The following is a 23,154-nucleotide window of genomic DNA, read 5'->3' on the forward strand; positions in this document are numbered from 1 at the left end:
ACTCAGGACTCCCCCATGTCTGCCTTAGCCTTCCCCTTGTCCGCGGCCCAGCGCGGCATCTGGTTCGCCCAGCACTTCGCCGGCGCCACGCCGATCTCCATCGCACAGTACGTCGAATTCGACGGTGCGGTCGACGTCGAGTTGCTCGCCACCGCCGCGCGGCGGGCCGGACGCGAGTTCGGCACCGGCTACCTGCGCCTGCTCGAGGTCGACGGCGCCCCCTACCAGATCGTCGATACCGCGCTGGACGACCGCATCGACACCGTCGACCTGCGCGGGCAGGCCGATCCCGAGGCGGCGGCGCGGGCGTGGATGCGCGCGGAGTACTCGGCGCCACTGGATCTGTTGACCGACCGGTTGGTCCAGATCGCCATGCTGCGGGTGGGCGAGGACCGCTGGTTCTGGTACTCCCGGCTGCACCACATCGCGCTGGACGGCGTGGGCGCGCTGACGATGATGCGGCGCACCGCCGAGATCTACAACTGCTCGGTGCGGGGCGAGCCGATTCCGGCCGGGCGAGCGGAGGATCTGCGCCGGATCGTCGAAGATGATCTGGCCTATCGGGATTCGCAGCGGCTGCACAGCGACCGTGCGTACTGGCGCGAGCACCTGGCCGGGATGACGCCGCCGGTGACATTGGCCGGGCGGGAAGCGGCGGTGAACGCGCAGCCGAATCTCGTGTCGGCCGAATTGCCCAGGGCCACGGCGGATCTGCTGGAGAGCGTGGCCGCCCGGGAGTCCTCCGGCGCGGCGCCGATCATCGTGGCGGCCTTCGGCGCGTATCTCGGCGCCATGACCGGAGCGGGCGAGGTGGTGCTGGGGTTGCCGGTGTCGGGGCGCACCACGGCGACGCTGCGGCGGTCGGGCGGGATGGTCGCCAATGTCGTTCCGCTGCGGCTGCCGCTGGCGCCGACCCAGACGGTCGGCGATCTCATCCGGGCCACCCAGGGTGAGCTGACCGGTGCGCTGCGGCGGCAGCGTTACCGGCAGGAGGACATCGTCCGGGATCTGGGCTGGGCGATGGACGAGGTCACCTCGTTCGGGCCGACGGTGAACCTGATGATGGTCGACAGCCGGATCGAGCTCGGTTCGGTGACCGGGCGACTGCACGTGCTCACCTCCGGCCTGATCGATGATCTGTTCGTGAACGTCTACCCGGGGGTGGGCGGGGAGAGCACTCACATCGACTTCCAGGCCAACCCGAATCTCTACGACGATCGGGAACTGGCCGGTCAGCACGCCCGTTTCCTGGCATTCCTGGCGCGGTTCCTCACGGCCGGACCGGAGGCACCGCTGGCGACGCTCGCGGTGACCGCCGAGACCGAGCGCGATGAGCTGGCGCCCGCACGCGGTCCGGCCGGTGCGCCGGTCCGCACCCTGCCCGAGATCCTGGCGACCGGGCCGCGCACCCGGCCCGCTGCCGTGGCGATCCGGTCCGGACAGGCCGCGATCACCTATCGCGAACTCGACGCGCGAACCGACCGGCTGGCGCGCCTGCTCATCGCCGCGGGCGCGGGACCCGAACGCGCGGTGGCGATCTCGATTCCGCGCTCGCCGGAGTCGGTGGTGGCGATGTGGGCCGTCGCCAAGACCGGGGCGGCCTTCGTTCCGATCGATCCGACCTATCCGGCCGACCGCATCGACTACATGGTCTCCGACAGCGGTGTCGTGACCGGCGTGACGGTGACGGCCGCGCGGGCGGCGCTGCCGGACCGGATCGACTGGCTGGTCCTCGATGACGCGAGCACCGAAGCCGCTGTCGGCCGCCAGCTTCCGGACCCGATCGCCGACTCCGACCGCCGCGCGGCCCTGCAGCCGGACCAGATCGCCTACACGATCTACACTTCCGGCTCGACCGGACTGCCCAAGGGCGTGCAGGTCTCGCACCGCGGGCTGGCCAACCTGGTGACGAGTTCCGGATCCGCGTTCGGCGTGGACGCGAATTCCGTGGTGGCGCACGCCGTCTCGCCGAGTTTCGACATCTCGGTCGAGGAGTTGCTGGTGGCTTTCGCCGCCGGTGCCACCGTCGCGGTGGTGCCACCGGGGGCCTACGCGGGCGACGAGATGGCCCAGGTGCTGCGCGCGCAGCACGTCACTCATCTGAATGTCACTCCGGCAGTGGCCGGTTCGCTGGATCCGGCCACGCTGCCCGAACTGCGCACGGTCGTGGTGGGTGGCGACGCCTGCCCGGCGGATCTGGTGTCGGCGTGGGCCGGGCGCACCGTGCTCAACGGGTACGGGCCGACCGAGACGACGGTGACGGTCACACTGAGCGCGCCGCTGACCCCGGACGGTCCCGTGACGATCGGCGGTCCCGTGCGCGGGGTGTCCGCGCTGGTCCTCGACCCGTGGCTGCGGCCGGTGCCGCCCGGGACGACCGGTGAGCTGTACCTGGGCGGCGACTGCCTGGCCCGCGGCTACCACGGTCGGACCGGGCTGACCGCCGCGTGTTTCGTGGCCGATCCGTACACGCCGGGCGGACGCCTGTATCGCACCGGCGACCTGGTGCGCTGGGCCCGCCACGACGACCGCTGGGTGCTGGAGTACGGCGGTCGCGGGGACGCGCAGGTGAAGGTGCGCGGCTTCCGGATCGAACTCGGCGAGATCGACGCGGTGCTGCAACGGCTGCCGGAGGTCGACTTCGCGCTCACCCTCGGCGCCGACTCCGGCTCCGGCACGGCGCTGGTGTCCTACGTGCGCGGCCGCAACGGTGCGCCGCTGGATCCCGAGACCTTGAGAAGCGCCGCGGCGCGGACGCTTCCGGCGTACATGGTGCCCGCGGCGATCATGGTGCTGGACCGGGTTCCGTTGACCCCGGTCGGCAAGGTGGACCGGCGGGCCCTGCCCGCCCCGGTCTTCCGGACCCGCGCCGCGGACGGCCGCCCGCCCGAGACCGAACGCGAGAAGGCACTGGCCGCCGTCTTCGCCGATGTGCTGCGACTGGATGCCGTGACCGCCGACGACGACTTCTTCGCACTCGGCGGCGACAGCATCGTGGCGATCCAGCTGGTGTCGCGGGCCAGGTCGGCCGGATTGGGCCTGACCGCCCGTGACGTGTTCGAGCGCCGCACCGTCGCCGGGCTCGCGGCGATCGCCGCCGACGCGACGGCCCCGGCCGTCGCCGAACTGCCGGGCGGCGGCATCGGACCCCTCACACCGACCCCGATCGTGCACGCCATGCTCGACACCGGCGCCTGGCATCGCTTCGGGCAGGCGGCCCTCGTCGGACTGCCCGCCGAGGTGGGCCGCGATCGGCTGACCGCGGCGGTGCGGGTACTGCTCGACCACCACGACATGCTCCGCAGTACCCTGCGGCGCGCCGACGACCGCTGGGAATGGACCGTCGCCGAACGCGGTTCGGTCGACGCGGCCGCACTCGTGGATGTGGTGACCGCCGACACGGACGCGGACCGGGAACGCGAATTGCACAGCGCCGCGGACCGTCTCGATCCATCCGGCGGCGTGCTCGCCCGCTTCGTCCTCATGGAGACCGCCGGTACCGCGCCGACGCTGTGGCTGGTGGTGCACCATCTCGCGGTCGACGGCGTCTCGTGGCGCATCCTGCTACCCGATCTGGCCACCGCCTGTGCCGGTGGCGAACTCGCTCCCGTCGGCACGTCGTTCCGCCGCTGGGCGCACGGACAGCGCGAGCAGGCGGATCGCCGAGCCGCCGAACTGCCGCTGTGGCAACGTATTCTCGGCACCGCGGATCCCGCGATCGGGCCGCGCGCGTTCGACCCGGCGATGGATGTCGTCGCTACCGAGGCGCAGTTGCGGACTCGTGTCGACGCCGCCGTCGCGGAGTCCGCGCTGACCACGGTGCCGCGCCGATTCCATTGCGGCCCCGACGAAGTGCTGCTCGCCGCGCTGGCGCTGGCGATGGGGCGCTGGCGGGGGCGCGCCACGACGCTGATCACCCTCGAAGGCCACGGCCGCGAGGAGGCCGTCCTGCCCGGCGCGGACGTGGCGCGCACGGTGGGCTGGTTCACCGCCGCCTATCCGGTCGGGCTGGACCTCACCGGCATCGACATCGACGACGCGTTCGCCGGTGGCGATGCCGCGGGCGCGGCCCTCAAGGCGGTCAAGGAGCAGCTTCGCCGGATACCGGACCGCGGCGTGGGCTACGGGGTGCTGCGCTACCTGAATCCCGCTACCGCGCAGCAGCTTTCGGACGCGCCGACGCCTCAGCTCAGCTTCAATTATCTGGGCCGGACCGCGATCGGTACGGACGGCGACGCGGCGTGGCTGCCACGCCGGTTCGACGCCACCCGGGACGAGCGGGCTCCGCTGGCCGCCGTCGTGGACATCAACGCCATGATGGACGCCGACGGGCTCGACGTGACGTGGTCCTACGCGTCGCGGATCCTCGGCGCGGGCGAGGTGGGCGAGTTGTCGCAGCTGTGGGCCGCGGCGTTGAGTGCCCTGGTGGCACACGCCGAGTCCGAGCACGCGGGCGGTCACACCCCGTCGGATTTCGATCTCGTCGAGGTATCCCAGAGCCAGATCGACGTGTGGGAGCAGGCCTATCCGGCCCTGACCGAGGTGTGGCCGCTGTCGCCGCTGCAGCAGGGCCTGCTGTTCCACGCCCGCTACGACACCGACACCGCAGACGACTACACCGTGCAGACGCGGCTGACCCTGGCCGGTCGCGTTCGCGCCGATCTGCTGCGCACTGCGGCCCAGGCGCTGGTGGACCGGCACGAGAACCTCCGGGTGGCTTTCGTCGAAACCGCCGACGGACCACGGCAATTGGTGTCGGGTGTGGCCGAGGTGGCCTGGCACGAGGTCGATCTCACCGGCGCCACCGATCCCGCCCGCGAACTGGATCGGGTGATCGGCGTCGACGCACGTGCCCGGTTCGACCTCGCCCGTCCCCCGCTGGTGCGTTTCGCGCTGATCCGCACCGCCGCCGCGGAGTACACGCTGCTGATCACCAATCATCATCTGGTGCTGGACGGCTGGTCGACCCCGCTGCTGGTCCAGGAACTGCTCGGCGACTACGCCGCGCTGGCCACGGGGCAGATCCCGGACCGGCCGGCGCCGCCGTCGTACCGGGACTTCCTGGCGTGGCTGGCCGAGCAGGATGCCGCGACATCCCTTGGCGCGTGGAGCGATTCACTGAACGGCGTAGACTCCCCCACCCGCGCGGCGCCGTCGCTGGCGGGCATTGGGACGACCGAATCCGGCCTGGTGACAGCGGACCTGCCCGCCGACACCGTGGCGCGACTGGAAGCGACCACCCGGGACGCGGGCGCGACCGTCAACACCGCGGTGCAGGCGGCCTGGGCGCTGCTGCTGGCCGTGCTCACCGGGCGTACCGATGTCGTGTTCGGCGGCACCGTCTCCGGACGTCCGCCGCAACTGCCCGGGATCGAGCAGATGGTGGGCCTGTTCATCAACACGGTGCCGGTGCGGGTCCGGCTGGATCCCGCCGAGCGGGTCACCGACCTGCTCGGCCGCATCCAGTCGGAACAGACCCGGCTGCTGGACCATCAGCATGTCGGGCTGGCGGCCATCCACCAGGCCGTCGGGCTGCCCGAATTGTTCGACACCCTCACGGTTTTCGAGTCGTATCCGATCGACCGGGAGACGCTGTCGCGAACACCCGACATCGCCGGAATGCGCGTTCTCGACGTCGCGGGGACGGACGCGACGCCGTATCCGCTGAATCTCATGGTGATTCCGCGGCCCGGTGGTTTGCGGATCAGCATCAGATACCTGGCCGACCACCTCGACGCGGCCGCGGCACAGCGACTGCTCGACCGTTTCGTACTGCTGCTCGGCGCTATCGCCGACGGCCCGCACCGACGACTCGCACAGGTGCAGCACTGCGACCCCGACGAACTGCGGCAGCTGCTGCCGGTACGCGGCGCGAAAGCCGCTGCACCGCAGGCGCTCGCGGACATTCTGGCCGCCGGGGCGCGCGTGAACCCCGACGCGATCGCCGTGAGTTCCGACCAGCTCACCATGACCTACGGTGAACTCGACGCGTGGTCCAACCGGTTCGCCCGGGTGCTGCTGCGGCGCGGCGTCGGCCGGGAGGTCTTCGTCGTGCTGGCGCTGACCCGGTCGGTGGAGTCGGTCGTCGCCGTGTGGGCCGTCGCCAAGGCCGGCGCGGCCTTCCTGCCGCTGGACCCGAACCATCCGATCGAGCGCATCGAGCACATCCTCACCGACTCGCGGGCGCCGATCGGGATCACGGTGTGTGCGACCGGGGAAACGCTGCCCGGCACCATCGACTGGCTGCTGCTGGACGACCTCAACACCATCCGCCGGGTGATGACGGTCTCGGACGCGCCCGTCACCGACGCCGAGCGCGGCGGTCCGATCGCGCTGGACCAGACCGCGTATCTGATCTACACCTCCGGTTCCACCGGTAAGCCGAAGGCGGTGCTGCTCAGCCACCACGGCCTCGCCAATCTGACCGCGACCCAGGCCGAATCGCTCGCCGTCGACGCCGATTCCGTTGTGCTGCAGGTGGCTTCGCCGAGTTTCGACGCGTCGGTGCACGAGTTGCTGAAGGCGCACGCCACCGGCGCGCGGCTGGTGCTGTCGCCGCCGGAGGTGTACGGCGGCGAGGCGCTCGAGCGGCTGCTGCGCACCGAGCGGGTCAGCCACGCCGTCATCACCCCGTCGGTGCTGGCGACGATGAATCCGCGCGAACTCGACGACCTGCGGGTGCTCTCGGTGGCCGGGGAGGCCGCCGGGCCGGAACTGGTCGCCGACTGGTCGGCGGGGCGGCGCCTGCTGAACCTCTACGGCCCCACCGAGTTCAGCATCTGGGCGACCGGGCCGGGTGAGCTGCGGCCCGGCGAGCAGATCACCATCGGACGGCCGATCCGCGGTGCGGCGGCCATGGTGCTCGACACCTGGCTGCGACCGGTGCCGGTGGGCAGCACGGGTGAGCTGTACCTTTCCGGACCCGCGCTGGCGCGCGGCTACTTCAACCGATTCGCCCTCACCGCAACGCGTTTCGTCGCCGACCCGTACGGCCCGTCCGGCGCTCGGATGTATCGCACCGGCGACATGGTGCGGTGGGTGCCCGTCGACCGGCCCGGCGGCACGAGCATGGAGCTGGAGTACTTGGGCCGCAGCGACTTCCAGGTCAAGATCCGCGGTCTGCGGATCGAGCTCGGTGAGATCGACGCGGTGCTCGGGCGGGAGGAAGGCGTCGACTACGCCGTCACCGTCGGCCGCCCCGGGCCCGCCGGGGCCACGGTGCTGGTGTCCTACGTGGTTCCCGCGGCCGGGCACGACCTCGATCCGGAGGGCCTGCGGACCCGCGTCGCCGCCGCCCTGCCCGGATACATGGTGCCCGCCTATCTCGTTGTGCTGGACGCTCTTCCGCTCACGCCCGTGGGAAAACTGGACCGTGCCGCGCTCCCGGAACCGGACTATGCCGCGGCCGAGCAGCGGTACCTGGCGCCGCGGACCGCCGTGGAGCACGCCGTGGCGGAGGTGTTCGCCGAGGTGCTCGGGTGCGAACGGGTGAGCATCGACCGCTCGTTCTTCGAGCTGGGCGGCAATTCGCTCAGCGCGACGCGGGTGGTCGCGCGGGTCAACGCGACGCTCGGGTCGACGGTCGCGCTGCGCGATCTGTTCGACGCGCCTACCGTCGCGCTCCTGTCCGGTCGCGTCGTGCCCACCACCGACGGCCGTGGCACACCCGCGCTCGCACCGCGCATTCGCCCCGACCGCGTGCCGTTGTCGCCCGCGCAACAACGCATGTGGGTGCTCAACCGGATGGATCCGGGCTCGGCCGCCTACAACATCGCGGCCGCGCTGCGGCTGACCGGCGACCTCGACGCGGCCGCGCTCGGGCGTGCGCTCACCGAGGTCGTCGCCCGGCACGAGAGCCTGCGCACCGTGTACCCCGCCGACGACCAGGGACCGCGCCAGGTGGTCGTGGCCGCCGACGCGGCGACGCCGGAGCCGATCGTCGCCGACGTGGACGACGGCGCGCCGCTGCGCGCCCGGATCGCCGAGCTCGCCGCGACCGGCTTCGACCTGGCCGAACAGCCGCCGTTGCGGGTGGGGCTGTTCCGCGTGGCCGGGCAGCCCGTGCACGTGGTCGTGCTGGTGGTCCATCACATCAGCGCGGACGGTGTCTCGATGGCGCCGCTGGCCGCGGACCTGATGGCGGCCTACGCCGCACAGGTACGCGGGTCGGCCGCCGCGCTGCCGCCGCTGCCGGTGCAGTACGCCGACTTCGCGCTCTGGCATCGTGACCTGCTCGGCGCGGCGGCGGATCCACAATCCCTGGCGGCCAGGCAGATTCGGTTCTGGACCGAGACGCTGGCCGACCTGCCCGACGCGCTGGAGCTGCCGTCGGACCGGCCGCGCCCGGCCGTGCAGTCGATGCGCAGCGCCGCCCGGCCGTTCGGCATCGATGCCGAACTGCATCGCGCGCTGACCGAACTGGCCGCCGCATCCGGCGTCAGCCTGTTCATGGTCGTGCACGCCGCCCTGGCCGTGCTGCTCGCGCGGCTGGGCGGGACCGGCGACGTGGTGGTCGGGACGGCCGTCGCCGGACGCGGCGCGCAGGCCCTCGACGGGCTGGTCGGCATGTTCGTCAACACGCTGGCGCTACGGACGACTGTCGATCCCGGCCTCCCCTTCCGGCGGTTCCTGGCCCAGGTGCGCGAGACCGACGTGGACGCGTTCGGCCACGCGGACGTGCCGTTCGAGCAGCTGGTGCAGATCCTGAATCCGGCCCGGTCCACCGCGCACCATCCGATCTTCCAGGTGTCGCTGTCGTTGCAGAACTTCGAGGAGCCGGTGCTGGAGCTGCCGGGGCTGCGGGTCGAGGTGGAACCCTTCGACCGCGACTCGTCGCCGTTCGACCTGACCCTGGACCTGCGCGAACGCTTCTCGGAGTCGGCGCCGGCCGGAGTGGACGCGGTGCTGACCTTCGCCACCGACCTGTTCGACGACGCCACCGTGGCGGCGTTCGCGCGCCGGTGGGAGCGGATCCTGCGGGCCGTCACGGCCGATCCGGACGGTCCGATCGCCGATATCGACCTGCTCGACGCGGCCGAGCGGGCCGAGCTGGTCCCGCGCCGACGTCCGGGCGGGACGGCCGCTGTCACGCTCGCGGACGTGTTCGCGGCGTCGGCGCGCGCACATCCGGATCGACCGGCCGTGGTCGCCGACGGCGCCACGCTCACCTATCGCGAACTCGACGGCCGGTCCGATCGCCTGGCCCGCGTCCTGCGGGACGCCGGAGCGGGTCCGGAAACCGTTGTGGCGCTGGCTCTTACACGGGGCGCCGACCTGCTCACCGCGGTGTGGGCGACAGCGAAGACGGGTGCGGCGTTCCTGCCCGTCGACCCGGCCCATCCGACCGATCGCATAGCCCACATGCTCACCGATTCGGGCGCGGTGCTCGGGCTCACGGTGTCCGCGCAGCACGCGCGGCTGCCCGGCGGAACCCGCTGGCTGCGCTCGGACGAACCGGCACTGGTGGAAGTCCTGTCCGAGACCGCGAATCACGCGGTGCGAGTGGATGTCCGAGCCGACCATCCGGCATGGCTCATCTACACCTCCGGATCGACCGGAACACCCAAGGGCGTCGCGGTGACTCATCGCGGAATCGCCGAACTGGTCGCCGCACAGCGGGACATGCTCGGCCTGAACTCGTCGGCACGGGTCCTGCAGGTGGCATCGCCCAGCTTCGACGCGTCGGTTTTCGAGGCGCTCATGGCGTTCGGGTCCGGTGGGGCCGCCGTGGTCGCGCCGCCGGAGGTGTTCGGCGGCGGCGCGCTCGCCGAGTTGGTCGCCGCCGAGCGCGTCACCCACGCCGTGATCACCCCGTCCGCGCTGGCCACCGTAGCGCCCGACGCCGTCCCCGGTCTGCGGGTGCTCGCCGTGGCCGGTGAGGCGGTGAGCGCTGAGCTGGTGCAGCGCTGGGCGCCCGGCCGGACACTGGTGAATCTGTACGGCCCGACCGAATCCACCATCTGGGCCACCGCTTCCGGGCCCTTGCGCGACGACGCCCGGATCACCATCGGCGGGCCGATTCCCGGTGCGGGCGCCGTCGTGCTCGACGACCGGCTGCGCCCGGTGCCGTTCGGTGTGGCCGGTGAGCTGTATCTGTCCGGTTCCGCGCTGGCGCGTGGATACCACGGGCGTCCGGACCTCACCGCGGCGCGCTTCGTCGCCGACCCGTTCGGCGGTCCCGGCGACCGCATGTACCGCACCGGCGATCTGGTGCGCTGGTCCGGCTCGGCCGCCGCACCGGAACTGGAGTACCTGGGGCGCACCGACTTCCAGGTGAAGGTCCGCGGCCGCCGTATCGAACTCGGTGAGATCGACGCCGTACTGAACCGCGCGCCGGGCGTCGAATTCGCCGTAACCCTGGGCGTTCCCACACCGGCCGGATCGACCGCCCTCGCCGCCTACGTGCTGCCCGGCGATCACGGCGACGGGACACCGGCCAGTCGGACGCCGGTATCGACCGGGGCCGAGAGTATTACGGCCGAGAGCGCAGCGAGCGGCGTCCCAGCACCACGGCCCGTGTTCGATGTGGGCGCACTGCGCGACTGGGCGGCGGAGCTGCTGCCCGCCTATATGGTGCCGTCCGCCTTCGTGGTGCTGGACACGATTCCGCTCAACGCGGTCGGCAAGCTCGATCGAAAAGCACTGCCGCGGCCGGTGTTCGACGACGCGGGGACCGAGTACCAGCCACCGTCCACACCGACCGAGACCACCCTCGCCACGCTCGTCGCCGAACTGCTGGGCCGCGAGCGGGTGGGCACGCGCGACTCCTTCTTCGCGCTCGGTGGTGACAGCATCCTCGCCATCCAGCTGGTGTCGCGCGCCCGCCTGCACGGCCTGACGCTGTCGCCGCTGCAGGTGTTCGAGCACCGCACCGTGGCGGCGCTGGCAGCCATCGCGGACGCGGCCGGGACCGCGGTCACCCTGGACGAGTTGCCCGGGGGCGGTGTCGGCGAGCTGCCGCTCACGCCGATCGTCCGATACATGATCGAACGCGGCGGCAATTTCGACCGCTTCGCCCAGACCGCGGTGCTGGAGCTGCCCATCGGCATCGAGCGTGACCAACTGGTCGCGACCGTGTCCGCTGTGGTCGACCGGCACGACATGCTGCGCGCCCGGCTGTCGCGCGACGGCGACGGCGAATGGCGGCTACTGACCACCGAACCCGGCTCGGTCGATGTCGGCGCACTGCTGCACCACATCGAGTACGCGGAGACCACCGACGGCCTCGAGTTGCGCGAATTCGCCCGCAGCGCCGTGGATTCCGCGATGAACCGGCTGAGTCCCGCGGACGGCAGGGTGCTGCGATTGATCTGGCTGGACCCGATCGGCGATTCCGGTGCCCACCACCGCCCCGGGCGGCTCATCATCGTGGCCCACCACCTCGCGGTGGACGGGGTGTCCTGGCGCATCCTGGTGCCCGACCTGATGACCGCCTGGGCCCAGGTTGCCGGCGGCGCCACGCCGGTACTGGAGGCCACGGGCACGTCGATGCGCCGCTGGGCACACGCGCTCGCCGAGGAGGCCCATCGCGAGGGCCGGGTGGCCGAACTCGACTACTGGCGCACGGTTGTCGACGGACCCGACCCACTGCTGGGCGAGCGCGAACTGGACCCGGCCGTCGACCGCGCGGGCACCCTCCGCACCGTCGAATTCACTCTCCCCCAAGATGTTACGGCCGACCTGCTCACCACACTGCCCACCCTGTTCGACGGCACCGTCGAGGACGCGCTGTTCGCCACGCTCGCCCTCGCGGTGGCACGGTGGCGCGGCACCGCGGGCTCGGACAGCGTGCTGTTGCGGCTGGAAGGCCACGGCAGGCAGGAGGAGATCGTCCCCGGCGCCGATCTGTCCCGCACCGTCGGCTGGTTCACCAGCATCTATCCGGTCCGCGTGGATCTCACCGGCATCGACGTGGACGACGCGGTCGCGGGCGGCCCGGCCATGGGCGACGCCATCCACGCCACCCGGCGACAGCTGACCGCGGTGCCGGACAAAGGCATCGGGTTCGCACTGCTCCGCTATCTGAACGACGCTGCGGCACAGCGGCTTCCGGACCGGCTGCCGGGACGGATCGCCGTCAATTACCTCGGCAGGTACGCGCAGTCGGATATTCCCGCCGGATTCGAGGGGCTGGGGTGGCTGCCCACCGACGAACTCGCGGACCTGCACGCCGACGAGGACCCGCAGGTCCCGGTGACCGCGGAGATCGACATCAACGCGGTCGTCCTCGGCGATCGGCTGCACGTCGGCATCCGCTATCCCGGAAAACTGCTCGACCACGGCCAAGTCACCGCGCTGAGCGCGCGATGGCGCGAAACCCTCCGGGCCGCCTCGCGGTTCGCGCACACACCCGCGGCGCGCGCGGCGGCGCGCAAACCCGCATCGATCACACCGGCGGGCCTCGGGCTGGACGTGGTGCTGCCGATCCGCGCCGACGGCGACGAACCGGCACTGTTCTGCATCCACCCCTCGTCCGGAATCGCCTGGACCTACCTCGGATTGGCGGAACAGCTCCGTCCCGGACGACCGATCTACGGACTGCAGGCACCGGACCTGAGTGGCGAGCCCTCGGCGCGCTCCATCGAGGAATTCGCCGAACGCTACGCTCGCGAGATCCGGCGGCTCCAGCCCGAGGGCCCGTACCACCTGCTCGGCTGGTCGTTCGGCGGCCTCATCGCGCACGCCGTCGCGGCTCGGCTGGAGCGGTCGGGCGCCCGCGTCGGCGTGGTCGCGCTGCTGGACGCCGACACCGCCGACATCGACGGCGACAGCATCGAGAAGCTCACGGCCGGCGCGTTCGTCAACACCTTCGGCGCGGTGTTCGGCATCGAGGACGTCCCGGCGACGGCCACCGCGCACGAGGCGGCCGAGCTGATCCGGGCGCGCATGGGCGGGTTGTCCATCGTCGACGCGGACACCTTGGAGCGAATGGCCGCCTCCTACAACGCTTCCGCGCGCACCCGCACCGGATACCGGCGGCCGGTCCACCACGGCGACATCCTGTATTTCGCCGCCACCGTGGACACGTCGGACATCTTCGGAGCGGCCGGCTGGCGGCCCTACGTCACCGGCGCCATCACCACCCACGACCTCGAGGTCACGCACGACGAGATGACCGCACCGCACGTGCTGCCGACCATCGCGCGCGTGCTCGACGCACACCTGGAAGGCCGGCAGTGAACAACTCAGGCGGAGTCCTCGTCGAGGGCATCGAGAAATCCTTCGGTCCCGTGGCCGCGCTGCGCGGCATCCATTTCGAGGCCGCGCCGGGTGAGGTGCTCGGCGTGCTCGGCCCCAACGGCGCGGGCAAGACCACGACGGTGAACATCCTGTCCACCCTGATCGCCCCCGATCGCGGCCGCGCGCTGGTGGCCGGGCACGATGTGGTCGCCGATCCGGCCGCGGTGCGCCGGTCGGTCATGCTCACCGGCCAGTTCGCCGCGCTGGACGACATGCTCACCGGCGCGGAGAATCTCGTGCTCTTCGGGCGATTGCTGGGGTTGCGCAAGCGCGCCGCCCGCGCCCGTGCGGCGGAACTGCTGGCGGAATTCGATCTCACCGCGGCCGCGGACCGAAAGGTCGGCACGTATTCCGGCGGCATGCGGCGGCGCATCGACATCGCCTGCGGCCTGGTGGTACGCCCGGACGTGGTGTTCCTGGACGAGCCGACAACGGGCCTGGACCCGCGCAGTCGCCAGGGCGTGTGGGACCTGGTCGGAGGTTTCCGGAACGAGGGCATCACCACGCTGCTCACCACTCAATATCTGGAGGAGGCGGACGCGCTGTGTGACCGCATCATCGTGATCGACCACGGCGCGGTCATCGCCGAGGGCACCGCCGACGAGCTGAAGTCGCGCACCGGCGGCAGCTATTGCGAGGTGGTGCCGCTGGACCTGAACGATCTCCCGGCGATCGCGACCGCGCTCGGCACACTGCTGCCCGACACCGATCGCACTGTGCTGTCCGGTGATTCGGACCGCATCACGATCCCGGCGCCCGACGGCCACAAGACCCTCGCCGAAGCGCTGCGCCGCCTCGACGGCGCGGGCGTGGAACTGGTGGACATCGCCCTGCGCCGACCCTCGCTCGACGACGTCTTCCTCCAGCTCACCGGCCACTCGGCGAAAGGTGGTAGTGAGCAATGACCTTGTGGCACAGTGCGAGTCGCCCGGCACCGGTGACCGCCCAGCAGTGGTGGGTGCTGACCACACGGCTTGTCGCGCCGTCGGTACGGACCGGCGAGGTGCTCGGCTCGATCCTGGCCCCCGCGGCCTTCACCGCCAGCTTCTATCTGCCGCTGGATCGCGTGATGTCCTTCTCCGGCACCGGATTCAGCAATTACGCCCAGTTCATGATGCCGATCGTGATCCTGCAGGCCGCCGCCTTCACCGCCATCGGCGCCGCCTTCCGGGCCGCCACCGACGCGGTGTCCGGGCTCGACCGGCGCTTCGGGACCATGCCGATCGGGTTGCTGGTTCCGGTCGCGGCGCGCATGGCGGGCAACATCTTCCGGCTGTCGATCGCGCTCGCCGCCGCGCTGGCCTGCGGTCACGTCATCGGCTTCCGCTTCCACCTCGACGCCGCGCACACCGCCGGGTTCCTGCTGCTCGCCCTGGCGATCGGCGTCGCGTTCACGCTCGGCGCCGACGTGATCGGCACGGTGTCGAGGAGTCCGGAGGGCACCTCACAGGCGCTGGTGCTGCCGCCGCTGATCTTCGGCATGCTGTCCACCGGACTGGCCCCCGCACAGCAATTCCCGCACTGGGTACAGCCTTTCGTACGCAACCAACCCGTCTCGCAGTTCGCGATCGCGCTGCGCACCCTGGCCGGGGACACCACCGCCACCACCGCGGTGTCCTGGTCCACGGTCGGCCCGGCGCTGCTGTGGGTGGCCGGAATGCTGCTGGCGGGGCTCGTCTGCAGCGGTCGAGTCGATCGGAGCAAGGGATGACGACCCCGACAGCCGCCGCCCGCCGCGCACCCGCCGGGCCGGAGAACTCCCCCGCGGCATTCCTGCGGCACACCGTGATCCAGACCCAGCGGCTGCTGCTGCGCTGGACCCGCAGCCCGATCACGCTGCTGGAGACGCTGATCATCCCCTGTCTGCTGCTGTTCATGCTCGACACCGTGATCGGCGGGCAGATCGAGCGGTTCTCCGGGACCAGCGCGCTGTACGGTTCGGTGCCCATGGTCGCGATCGTCGGGGCGCTGTCGGGCGCGGTCGCGGGCGGGGTGATGCTCGGCCGCGAACGCGATTGCGGCCTGCTCGCCCGATTCTGGGTGCTGCCCGTACACCGAGCCTCCGGACCGGCGGCCCGCATCCTGGCCGAGGGCTGCCGGATTCTGGTGGGCACCTGTGTCGTGGTCGCGCTCGGGTGCGTCCTCGGGTTCCGATTCCAGCAAGGGTTTCTCGCGGCGCTGGGATTCGTCCTGATCCCGGTGCTGTTCGGGCTCGCCTTCGCGACCATCGTCACCGCCATCGCCGTGTTCACCGCGAAAGCGACGCTGGTGGAAGGGATTACGATCCTGTCCTCGCTGCTGATGTTCTTCGGCACCGGATTCGTACCGCTGGCGGCCTACCCGCGGTGGATCCAGCCGGTGGTGCGCAATCAGCCGATGTCGGTGGCGGTGGACGCGATGAAGGCTTTGTCGCTGGGCGGACCGCTGGCCCATCCCCTGACCCTGACCGTGCTGTGGTGCGCCGGTGCGATCGCCGTATTCGCGGTGCCCGCGGCGATCGGCTACCGGCGCACCAGCCGCCGGTGACCGCTCAGCGCGCCGGGCTGCGCACCCCGGCCCGCGCGGGACGACGACGGTCCACCCACACCAGGACCGGCTCGGTTACGCGGGCGGCGATCGGCCCGAGCACGGCCATCAACAGCACGTAAGTGGTCGCCAGCGCGGCGAACTCGTCCGGCACCGCCCCCGCGGCGACGGCCAGACCGGCGATGACGATGGAGAACTCGCCGTGGGCCACCAACGCCGTACCCGCGCGGGCGCGGCCGTACCGGGAGGCTCCCGCGCGCTTGGCCGCCCACCAGCCGGTAGCCACCTTCGTCACCACGGTGACCACGGCCAGCACGACCGCCCAGCCCAGCACCGGCGGAATGCTCTTCGGATCGGTGCTCAGCCCGAACAGCACGAAGAACAGCGCGGCGAACAGATCGCGCAGCGGTTCGAGGATCTTCGTCGCGGTGTGGGCGGTGGTGTCGGAGATGGCGATGCCGAGCAGGAACGCGCCCACCGCGGCCGAGATCTGCAGCGTGGAGGCGACCCCGGCGACCAGCAGCGCCGAGCCGAGCAGCTTGAGCAGGAAGATCTCGCGGTCCTCGCTGTCGACCACGGCGGAGACGAACCGGCCGTACCGCAGCGCGACCACCAGCACGACGGTCACCGCCACCAGCGCGATGGCGAGCGTCTTCAGCCCGGCGACGAAACCGACCCCGGCCAGTACCGCGGTGAGCACCGGCAGATAGCCCGCCATCACGAGATCCTCGAACACCAGGATCGACAGAATGGTGGGTGTCTCCCGGTTGCCGACCCGGCCGAGATCGTTGAGCACCTTCGCGACGATGCCCGACGACGAGATGTAGGTGACCCCGGCCATCGCCACCGCGCCGGCGAATCCCCAGCCCAGCAGCAGCGCGACCAGCACACCGGGGGTCGCGTTCAGCACCAGGTCCAGCACGCCTGCCAGCCAGGAGGCCCGCATCCCCGTCACCAGCTCGGCGGCACTGTATTCCAGCCCGAGCAGCAGCAACAGCAATACGACCCCGATCTCGGAGGCGAGGTGGATGAACTCGTCCGCCTGATGCAGTTGCACCAGGCCGCCGGTGCCGAAGACCAGGCCGCCGACGAGGTACAGCGGGATCGGCGACATCCCGATCCGCGCCGCCAGCCGTCCCAGCAGTCCGAGCCCGAAAAATACCGCGCCCAACTGCACCAGTGCGAGCGCGGTGTCCTGTGCCACCACGGGCTCAGCCGTCCGCGAGGATATCGGCGGCCGCCGCCAGGCCCGCCACGGTACCGACGACCACCAGCGCGTCGCCGGCCGCGAGGACGAACTCCGGTCCGGGCGACGGGATGGGATGCCCGGAACGCACCACCGCGACGACGGAAACCTTTGTCCGCGTACGCATCCGGGTGTCGCCGAGCGGGCGGTCGACGAACGGGGAGCCGGACCGGATGCCCAGCTGCCGAGTGGTCACGCCGTCGAGATCGCGATGCTCCTCCTGCAATTGCGCCACCAGCTGCGGCGCGCCGAGCAGATTCGCCAGCACCGAGGCCTCGTGCGCCGACAGCGAGATCTGGTCGGTCACATCGGGATTGCTGGGCTTGCTCACGATCAGATCGATCGTGCCGTCCTTGTGATCGATAACCCCGACGCGCCGCCGGGAAGAAGCCGACAAGAATTCCTTACGCACACCGATACCAGGTAACGGTGTCACTTCAACATTCACATACCCACCCTAAGGGGCCGCGGCCAGCGCGGTGATAAGCTCCAGGCTCTGCTCGGGCGGTCTGGCGTGCACGCACAACCGGTCCCAGATCGCGTGATAGGCATCCAGGTCGCCGCGGCGGTCGAGGAACTGGGCGCCGGTGGCGTGGTGCAGATGAACGATGTCGCCCAGATCCGGTGCGGCGAAGCGCAGCAGCGTGAACGGGACCGAACTGATCGCGGGTCCGCCGATATGGTCGGGCACGATCTGCACGGTCGCGTCACCGGCGGCCGCGACCGCCGCCAGGTGGTCGAGCTGGTCCCGCCACACCCCCGTGCCGCCGAACGGCCGGCGCAGCACCGCCTCCTCGATCACCAGCCAGACCTTGGGCGCGCCCGGGCGATACAGCAGGCGCTGCCGCCGCATCAGCAGCTCGACGCGGCGCTGGATGTCCGCGGTCGGGCCGGGCCGGGCGATGGCGGCCACGGCGTGCGCGTAGCCCGCGGTCTGCAGCAGGTCCGGGATCACGCCCGGGGAATACGACCGCACCAGCGCGGCCGCGTCCTCCAGCGCCAGGTACGTGTCCAGCCGCTGGGCTCCCAGGTCGCCGTCGACCTGCCAGCGGCCGGTGGCGTTGGCGCGCTCGGCGAGCCGGAGGAAATCGGCGCGGGTGTCGGGATCGTCGACCCCGTACAGCGACAGCAGATCGTCGACGTCGATGGCCCGGAACCCGACCCGCCCGGCCTCCAGGCGGCTGATCTTCGAATGCGAGGCGCGAATGGACCGCCCGGCGGCCTGCCCGCTGATCCCCGCCGCCTCGCGCAACCGCCGCAGCCGTGCGCCCAGCACCAGTCGCAGCAAGGCCGGGTCCGCTCCCGGCTCCACTCCGCTCTCCGGGACCGCCGCCCGGGCGGCATCGCGCTCGATCACAGGTTTCCTCCTGTCGCGTCGCGGTAACGCGTCATCGAGTGTGCCACAACAGCTTAGGTGATACCTACGTACGTACGCACGTGCTCCTGCACGTGCATTTGCACGGTAGAATGAGGGCGCACATATCGGGACCGCGCCATGCGAGGGGGACACCCGTGACCGACGCCATCGGCACCACCGCGGCGGCCGCGCACCCGCGCGCCGGCCGCGTCGGAATACTCGACGTGACAAGGGAATACGGAATCAATGCCGTCCGCGAGCGGGTCGCGCAGCTGCGTGCCGCCGGGCAGCGGCACGCGGCACTGGCCATCGAGCGTGAACTCGAACTCGCCGGTCTGCGCACCACGCCGGACGCCGCCTGAAGCTCTGCGCCGAAACGCGGAAAGCCTTGCGTGCGAAAGGAGCCCGGCGGGTAGCATGAGCCGATGACCCAGGACCGCGAGGCGCTCGCCGCGATCGACATCGATACGCCGCACGCGGCACGCATCTGGAACTACTGGATGGGCGGCAGCGACAACTACCCCGCCGACCGCGCCGCCGGAGACGCGGTCGCCGCGGTCTATCCCGATATCGTCCGGATGGCCCGGCTGTCGCGGGAGTTCCTGGTGCAGGTGGTGAGCTATCTGGCCGGGGAGGCGGGCATCCGCCAGTTCATCGATGTGGGCACCGGGCTGCCCACCATGCAGAACACCCACGAGGTGGCCCAGCAGCTCGCGCCCGAGTCTCGCATCGTCTACGTCGACAACGACACGCTGGTCCTCGCCCACGCCCGCGCTCTGCTGACCAACACCAGCCCGGAGGGCGTGACCACCTACGTACACGCCGACTACCACGATCCCGACCTGATTCTGACCGAGGCGCGGAAGGTCCTCGACTTCAGCCGGCCGACGGCGGTGCTGTTCATGGGCGTTCTCGGCTACGAACCGGAGCTGGACACCGTCCGCGATATCGTCACGCGCCTGCTCGACCCGATGCCCGCGGGCAGCTACCTGGTGCTGTGGGACGGCACCGACACCGGATCCGCCGTGGTCGCCGGCAGCGAGCGGCTCGTCCAGGCGGGCGGCGCACCCTACATATTGCGCAGTCCCGAGGAGCTTTCCAGCTGTTTCGCGGGTATGGAGCTGGTGGAGCCGGGCATGGTGCCCATCACCGACTGGCGGCCGCTGCGGCATCGCATCGGCATGGCCGAACCGCTCGACGCGTACGGCGCCGTCGGCCGCAAGCCATAGCACGACTCGTCGTCCGCCGCGCCGAACCGCGGTGGACACGCGCGCCGAATTTCTCGTCCTCATCCCGGCATTGTTACGGTCGCCGCCGCTCGACCCTTTCCATCGATGCCTGGCCCCGCCGATCGTTTCCCGGGTTCGCACGGCATCGGCCGTGTTCATCCGCTGAGACGTCGAAAGGACTGAGGGCAAATGCAGGACGTGGAATCCGACATCCTCGAGCTGACCGACGAGTTCTATCAGGACCCGCACGCCACCTACCGGGAGCTGCGTAGCCGCGGCCCGGTCCACCGCATCCGGCTCGACGGCGTGCTCGGCTGGCTGATCGTCGACTACGACGTGGCCAAGCAGGCCTTCGCCGAGCTGAGTATCAGCAAGCGGATCGGCTCGCCGCAGGGCCGGGCGGTGCTCGCCGCGAACGGCGCCGCCGGACAGTTCGACGGCGTCATCAACGACAACATGCTCTTCGCCGATCCGCCGCAGCACACCCGGCTGCGGCGGCTGGTCGCACCCGCCTTCGCCGGTCGCGCGGTACGCGATCTCGGGCCGCGGATCACCGCACTCGCCGACGAGCTGCTCGACGCCATGACCACCGGCGACACCGCGGACCTGCTGGACAGCTACGCCTTTCCGCTGCCGATCGCGGTGATCTGCGAACTGCTCGGGGTGCCCGACCGCGACAAGGACGAATTCCGGTCCTGGACAGCGACTATCGTCGATGATTCGGCGCCGATCGAGAGACGCACCAGCGCCGGGGTGAGCTTCTTCTCCTACCTCACCGAGCTGATCGCCGCGCGCCGCGACGCCCCGGGCGCCGACCTGCTCTCCGAACTCATCGTCGCGAAGGACGATGACGACCGCCTCGACCAGCAGGAACTCATCTCGCTGATGTTGCTGCTGCTGGCGGCCGGGCACGAGACCACGGTCAACCTCATCGGCAACGCGGTGCTGGAACTGCTGCGCGACCCGGCGACCGCACAGCGGTTGCGCTCCGACCCCGAACAGATCCCCGGCTATCTCGAGGAACTGCTGCGCTGCCAGGGCCCGGTGCACCTGGCGACCGCCCGCTACACCACGGCACCGATCACGTTGGGCGGCAAGGACATCGACGCCGGTGAGTTCATCATGATCTCCCTCGCCGCGGTCAACCGCGACCCGCGGCGCTTCACCGACCCCGAACACCTCGACCCCGCCCGCCCGGACCACCGTCACATGGCCTTCGGCTACGGCATCCACTTCTGCCTCGGGGCGGCCCTGGCCAGAATGGAAGCGACGATAGCCCTGACCCGCCTCCTCGAACGCCTCCCCCATCTTTCCCTCGACACCGATTTCGACGCGTTGACCTGGCGTAAGAGCCTTCTCATCCGCGGCCTCACCGCCCTCCCCGTCCGGTTCACTCCTCGCTGAGGAGGGTGGCGAAGTGGCGGAACCGGTCGGTGGGCTTCAGCTCGGTTTCGTCGTTTCGGTGAATGGTGGTGGCGGCCAGGTCGAGGGTGCCGTCGCGCCACCAGTAGACCCAGGGGCTCAGGGGGTGGGGGTCTTCGGCGTGGCAGACGCGGGCCAGTTGGGCCAGCACCGTCGCGGAGGCGGCCAATTCGGGGCCGATGATCGGGTAGGCGTAGATGTGCTGCTCGGAGGGGAGGATGAGGACGGCGCCGTGCGGACCGGTGACGGGGTGGTCGCCGAGCCAGCGGGCATGGGCGGTCAGGTACGCGGGGCCGGACAGGATGGCCATCGGGGGCAGGCCCGCGGCGAGAGGTACGTCGAAGTCGCCGTGGCGGATTCGAACGCCGCCCGCGGCACGGACGTTGTGTTCGGCGAGGGTGAACAGTTCGAATTCGCCGATCGGCCAGCTCCGCAGCATGTCGAAGGTGACGGGAACGACCGTGCCGTCGCGGTCGACCACCACCCGCTGGATCAGTCCCGGAGCGACCACGCGCCGCACCACATCGGGCCCGGTGGCGGCGGTGGAGTACAGCCCGGTCCGGATCAGCGGCCGCACCGTCGCGAAATCGGTGTGGTCGAGCCGCAGCCGATCATGGTGTGCGACAGACATTTCGCTGCTCCCGTTCCGTGATCGCGGACGCGCGCCACGTCCACCCGAGACCTCGATTGTGTCCTACCGCGCCGAGGAATCGGGACCCGGTCAGGCGCCGGGGAAGTCGGGCGGCAGCGGCGACGGGTAGTCCAACTTGAACTTCGGCCCCGGCGGCAGGCCACGCAGCAGCGCGCTGATCCACGCCGTCGCCGGTAGCCAGCCGGCGACGGCGTTGGTGAGGTGCTCGGGCAGCGGCATGGTGTAGTAGCGCAGATCGGCGCCGCGCTGCCAGTAGTCGTTCACCGTCGGCAATACGATCGACGACGGAATCAGCTCGTCCCACACCCCGTTCCACCACAGCAGCGGGATATCCGGAATGTGCTTGCCGAGGCTCTGACCACGCAGCACCGCTTGGATCGCCGGATCGTTCAGGCCCAGCGAACCCGGGGCGTAATACTCGCTGATCGGCCGGTACATACCGGTGAGCGCGGCGGAGTAGACACAGCGGTTGTCGAGATCGGCGATGATCTGCCGTCCCTCCGCGTTCAGCAGGCGCCGGGGATCGAATTCGGCGGGAAACTCCCGGGCGAGTGCGGCCGCGCCCAGCCACATGGTGAAACTGCTGATCCCGGTGACCCCGGGCCGCGGCACGGTGGCATAGTCGGCGATGGCCGCCAGATCCGGTGGCGCACCGCCGAATGCGGCGCCCGCGATGTGCACGTCGGGCGCGTAACTGCGGCGCAGTTCCGCCGCCCGGGCAGTCGCCGAGCCGCCGCCGGAGAAGCCGTACATGGCGATTGCCGAATCACGCAGCCCCAGCGCCGTGTCGTTCTTCATCGCGCGCAAGCTGTCGAGCACCATATGGCCCTCGTCGTAGGTGTTGAAGGTGTTGAACTTGCCGTCGAAATCGGGCACGTTGAACGCGAAACCCTGCGCGATCCAGAACTGCGCCAGCGCAATCTCTTTGAACGTCCCGGTCTGCAACGTGTGCGAGGGATTGCAGGCCGAATCGGTGGAGTCGATCGCCTCCTGGAACGACACCACCGGCCGCGGACTGCCCACCCAGGGAATCCCCGGAACGATGACGGTGGTGGCCGTCGCGATCGGATTGCCGTGCACATCGGTGGACCGGAACAGCAATTGCTTGCTGAACACCGGCACCGGAATACCCAGCAGCCGGGTCTGCACCTCCCGGGTGCGAATGATGTCGCCGGGCCGCAATTCCGCCAGGTTCGGCGGATCGGCGTACCAGGAATCCTTGTCCGGCACCGGGATCGGCAGCGCGTCGTAGATATCCGGCTCGCGCGGCAACTGCGGCAGCTGATTCTGATCCGGCGGAAACGACGGCGGGAAATCGGCGAGGGCCACCCCACCCCCGCCGACCACCAGCGCACCCGCCATGGCAAGCGGCAACAGCCGCCGCAACGCTGTCCTCATCGACAACACACCCCATCCACCCTTCCGTATTCCGCGACCGCGGCCGACATAGCCATTGCCTGTGACCCTACGATCGCCCGTTCCG

General features: G+C 70.7%; 12 protein-coding genes. 7 read left to right on the plus strand and 5 right to left on the minus strand.

Annotation, left to right across the window (positions count from 1 at the left end; genetic code table 11):
* The first annotated feature begins 15 nt into the window (after nt 1-15).
* The 4 genes from NWFMUON74_RS28605 to NWFMUON74_RS28620 are packed head-to-tail and all read left to right on the plus strand — an operon-like array spanning nt 16 to nt 15,765.
* Nucleotides 16-13,179 (plus strand): non-ribosomal peptide synthetase, encoded by a 13,164-nt coding sequence (locus tag NWFMUON74_RS28605; protein ID WP_187684843.1) that lies wholly within the window; start codon nt 16-18, stop codon nt 13,177-13,179.
* On the plus strand, nt 13,176-14,144 hold the full coding sequence (locus NWFMUON74_RS28610; RefSeq protein WP_187684844.1) for an ATP-binding cassette domain-containing protein: 969 nt from the start codon (nt 13,176-13,178) through the stop codon (nt 14,142-14,144). Before NWFMUON74_RS28605 ends, NWFMUON74_RS28610 begins: the two co-directional genes overlap by 4 nt.
* Complete coding sequence (locus tag NWFMUON74_RS28615) at nt 14,141-14,950, plus strand: ABC transporter permease (protein WP_187684845.1); 810 nt, start codon at nt 14,141-14,143, stop codon at nt 14,948-14,950. The genes NWFMUON74_RS28610 and NWFMUON74_RS28615 overlap by 4 nt, the downstream gene beginning before the upstream one ends.
* On the plus strand, nt 14,947-15,765 hold the full coding sequence (locus NWFMUON74_RS28620) for an ABC transporter permease (protein ID WP_187684846.1): 819 nt from the start codon (nt 14,947-14,949) through the stop codon (nt 15,763-15,765). The genes NWFMUON74_RS28615 and NWFMUON74_RS28620 overlap by 4 nt, the downstream gene beginning before the upstream one ends.
* 4 nt (nt 15,766-15,769) lie before the next feature.
* Here NWFMUON74_RS28620 and NWFMUON74_RS28625 read toward each other — a convergent pair whose 3' ends face one another.
* From NWFMUON74_RS28625 to NWFMUON74_RS28635, 3 genes are read right to left on the minus strand one after another with little or no spacing between them, the layout of a single operon-like run.
* Complete coding sequence (locus tag NWFMUON74_RS28625; protein WP_187684847.1) at nt 15,770-16,972, minus strand: cation:proton antiporter; 1,203 nt, start codon at nt 16,970-16,972, stop codon at nt 15,770-15,772.
* Nucleotides 16,973-16,976: 4 nt separating this feature from the next.
* Entirely contained in the window at nt 16,977-17,459 is a 483-nt protein-coding gene (locus NWFMUON74_RS28630) for a cation:proton antiporter regulatory subunit (protein ID WP_187684848.1), read from the minus strand.
* Nucleotides 17,460-17,468: 9 nt separating this feature from the next.
* Nucleotides 17,469-18,368: a helix-turn-helix domain-containing protein gene (locus NWFMUON74_RS28635; RefSeq protein ID WP_232110656.1), complete on the minus strand. Its 900-nt coding sequence runs from the start codon at nt 18,366-18,368 to the stop codon at nt 17,469-17,471.
* Between the two features lie 155 nt (nt 18,369-18,523).
* On the opposite strand from NWFMUON74_RS28635, the gene NWFMUON74_RS28640 reads away from it, so the two are divergent.
* The 3 genes from NWFMUON74_RS28640 to NWFMUON74_RS28650 all read left to right on the plus strand — a co-directional run bounded on the left by NWFMUON74_RS28640 (nt 18,524) and on the right by NWFMUON74_RS28650 (nt 21,001).
* Nucleotides 18,524-18,730, plus strand: coding sequence for a hypothetical protein (locus NWFMUON74_RS28640; RefSeq protein WP_232110657.1), 207 nt, complete (start codon nt 18,524-18,526; stop codon nt 18,728-18,730).
* A gap of 63 nt (nt 18,731-18,793) precedes the next feature.
* The gene (locus NWFMUON74_RS28645; RefSeq protein ID WP_187684849.1) at nt 18,794-19,597 is read left to right on the plus strand and encodes an SAM-dependent methyltransferase; all 804 of its coding nucleotides are present in this window, start codon (nt 18,794-18,796) and stop codon (nt 19,595-19,597) included.
* Nucleotides 19,598-19,786: 189 nt separating this feature from the next.
* The gene (locus NWFMUON74_RS28650; protein WP_187684850.1) at nt 19,787-21,001 is read left to right on the plus strand and encodes a cytochrome P450 family protein; all 1,215 of its coding nucleotides are present in this window, start codon (nt 19,787-19,789) and stop codon (nt 20,999-21,001) included.
* On the opposite strand, the gene NWFMUON74_RS28655 is transcribed toward NWFMUON74_RS28650, so the two are convergent.
* Nucleotides 20,988-21,650 carry a DUF1444 domain-containing protein gene (locus NWFMUON74_RS28655; protein WP_187684851.1) on the minus strand — a complete coding sequence of 221 codons (663 nt, stop codon included), beginning with the start codon at nt 21,648-21,650 and terminating at the stop codon, nt 20,988-20,990. The two genes, NWFMUON74_RS28650 and NWFMUON74_RS28655, sit on opposite strands and share 14 nt — an antisense overlap.
* A 90-nt stretch (nt 21,651-21,740) precedes the next feature.
* Entirely contained in the window at nt 21,741-23,069 is a 1,329-nt protein-coding gene (locus NWFMUON74_RS28660) for a lipase family protein (RefSeq protein ID WP_187684852.1), read from the minus strand.
* Nucleotides 23,070-23,154: the final 85 nt, after the last annotated feature.

The organism is Nocardia wallacei (genome assembly GCF_014466955.1).
Taxonomy (GTDB): domain Bacteria; phylum Actinomycetota; class Actinomycetes; order Mycobacteriales; family Mycobacteriaceae; genus Nocardia; species Nocardia wallacei.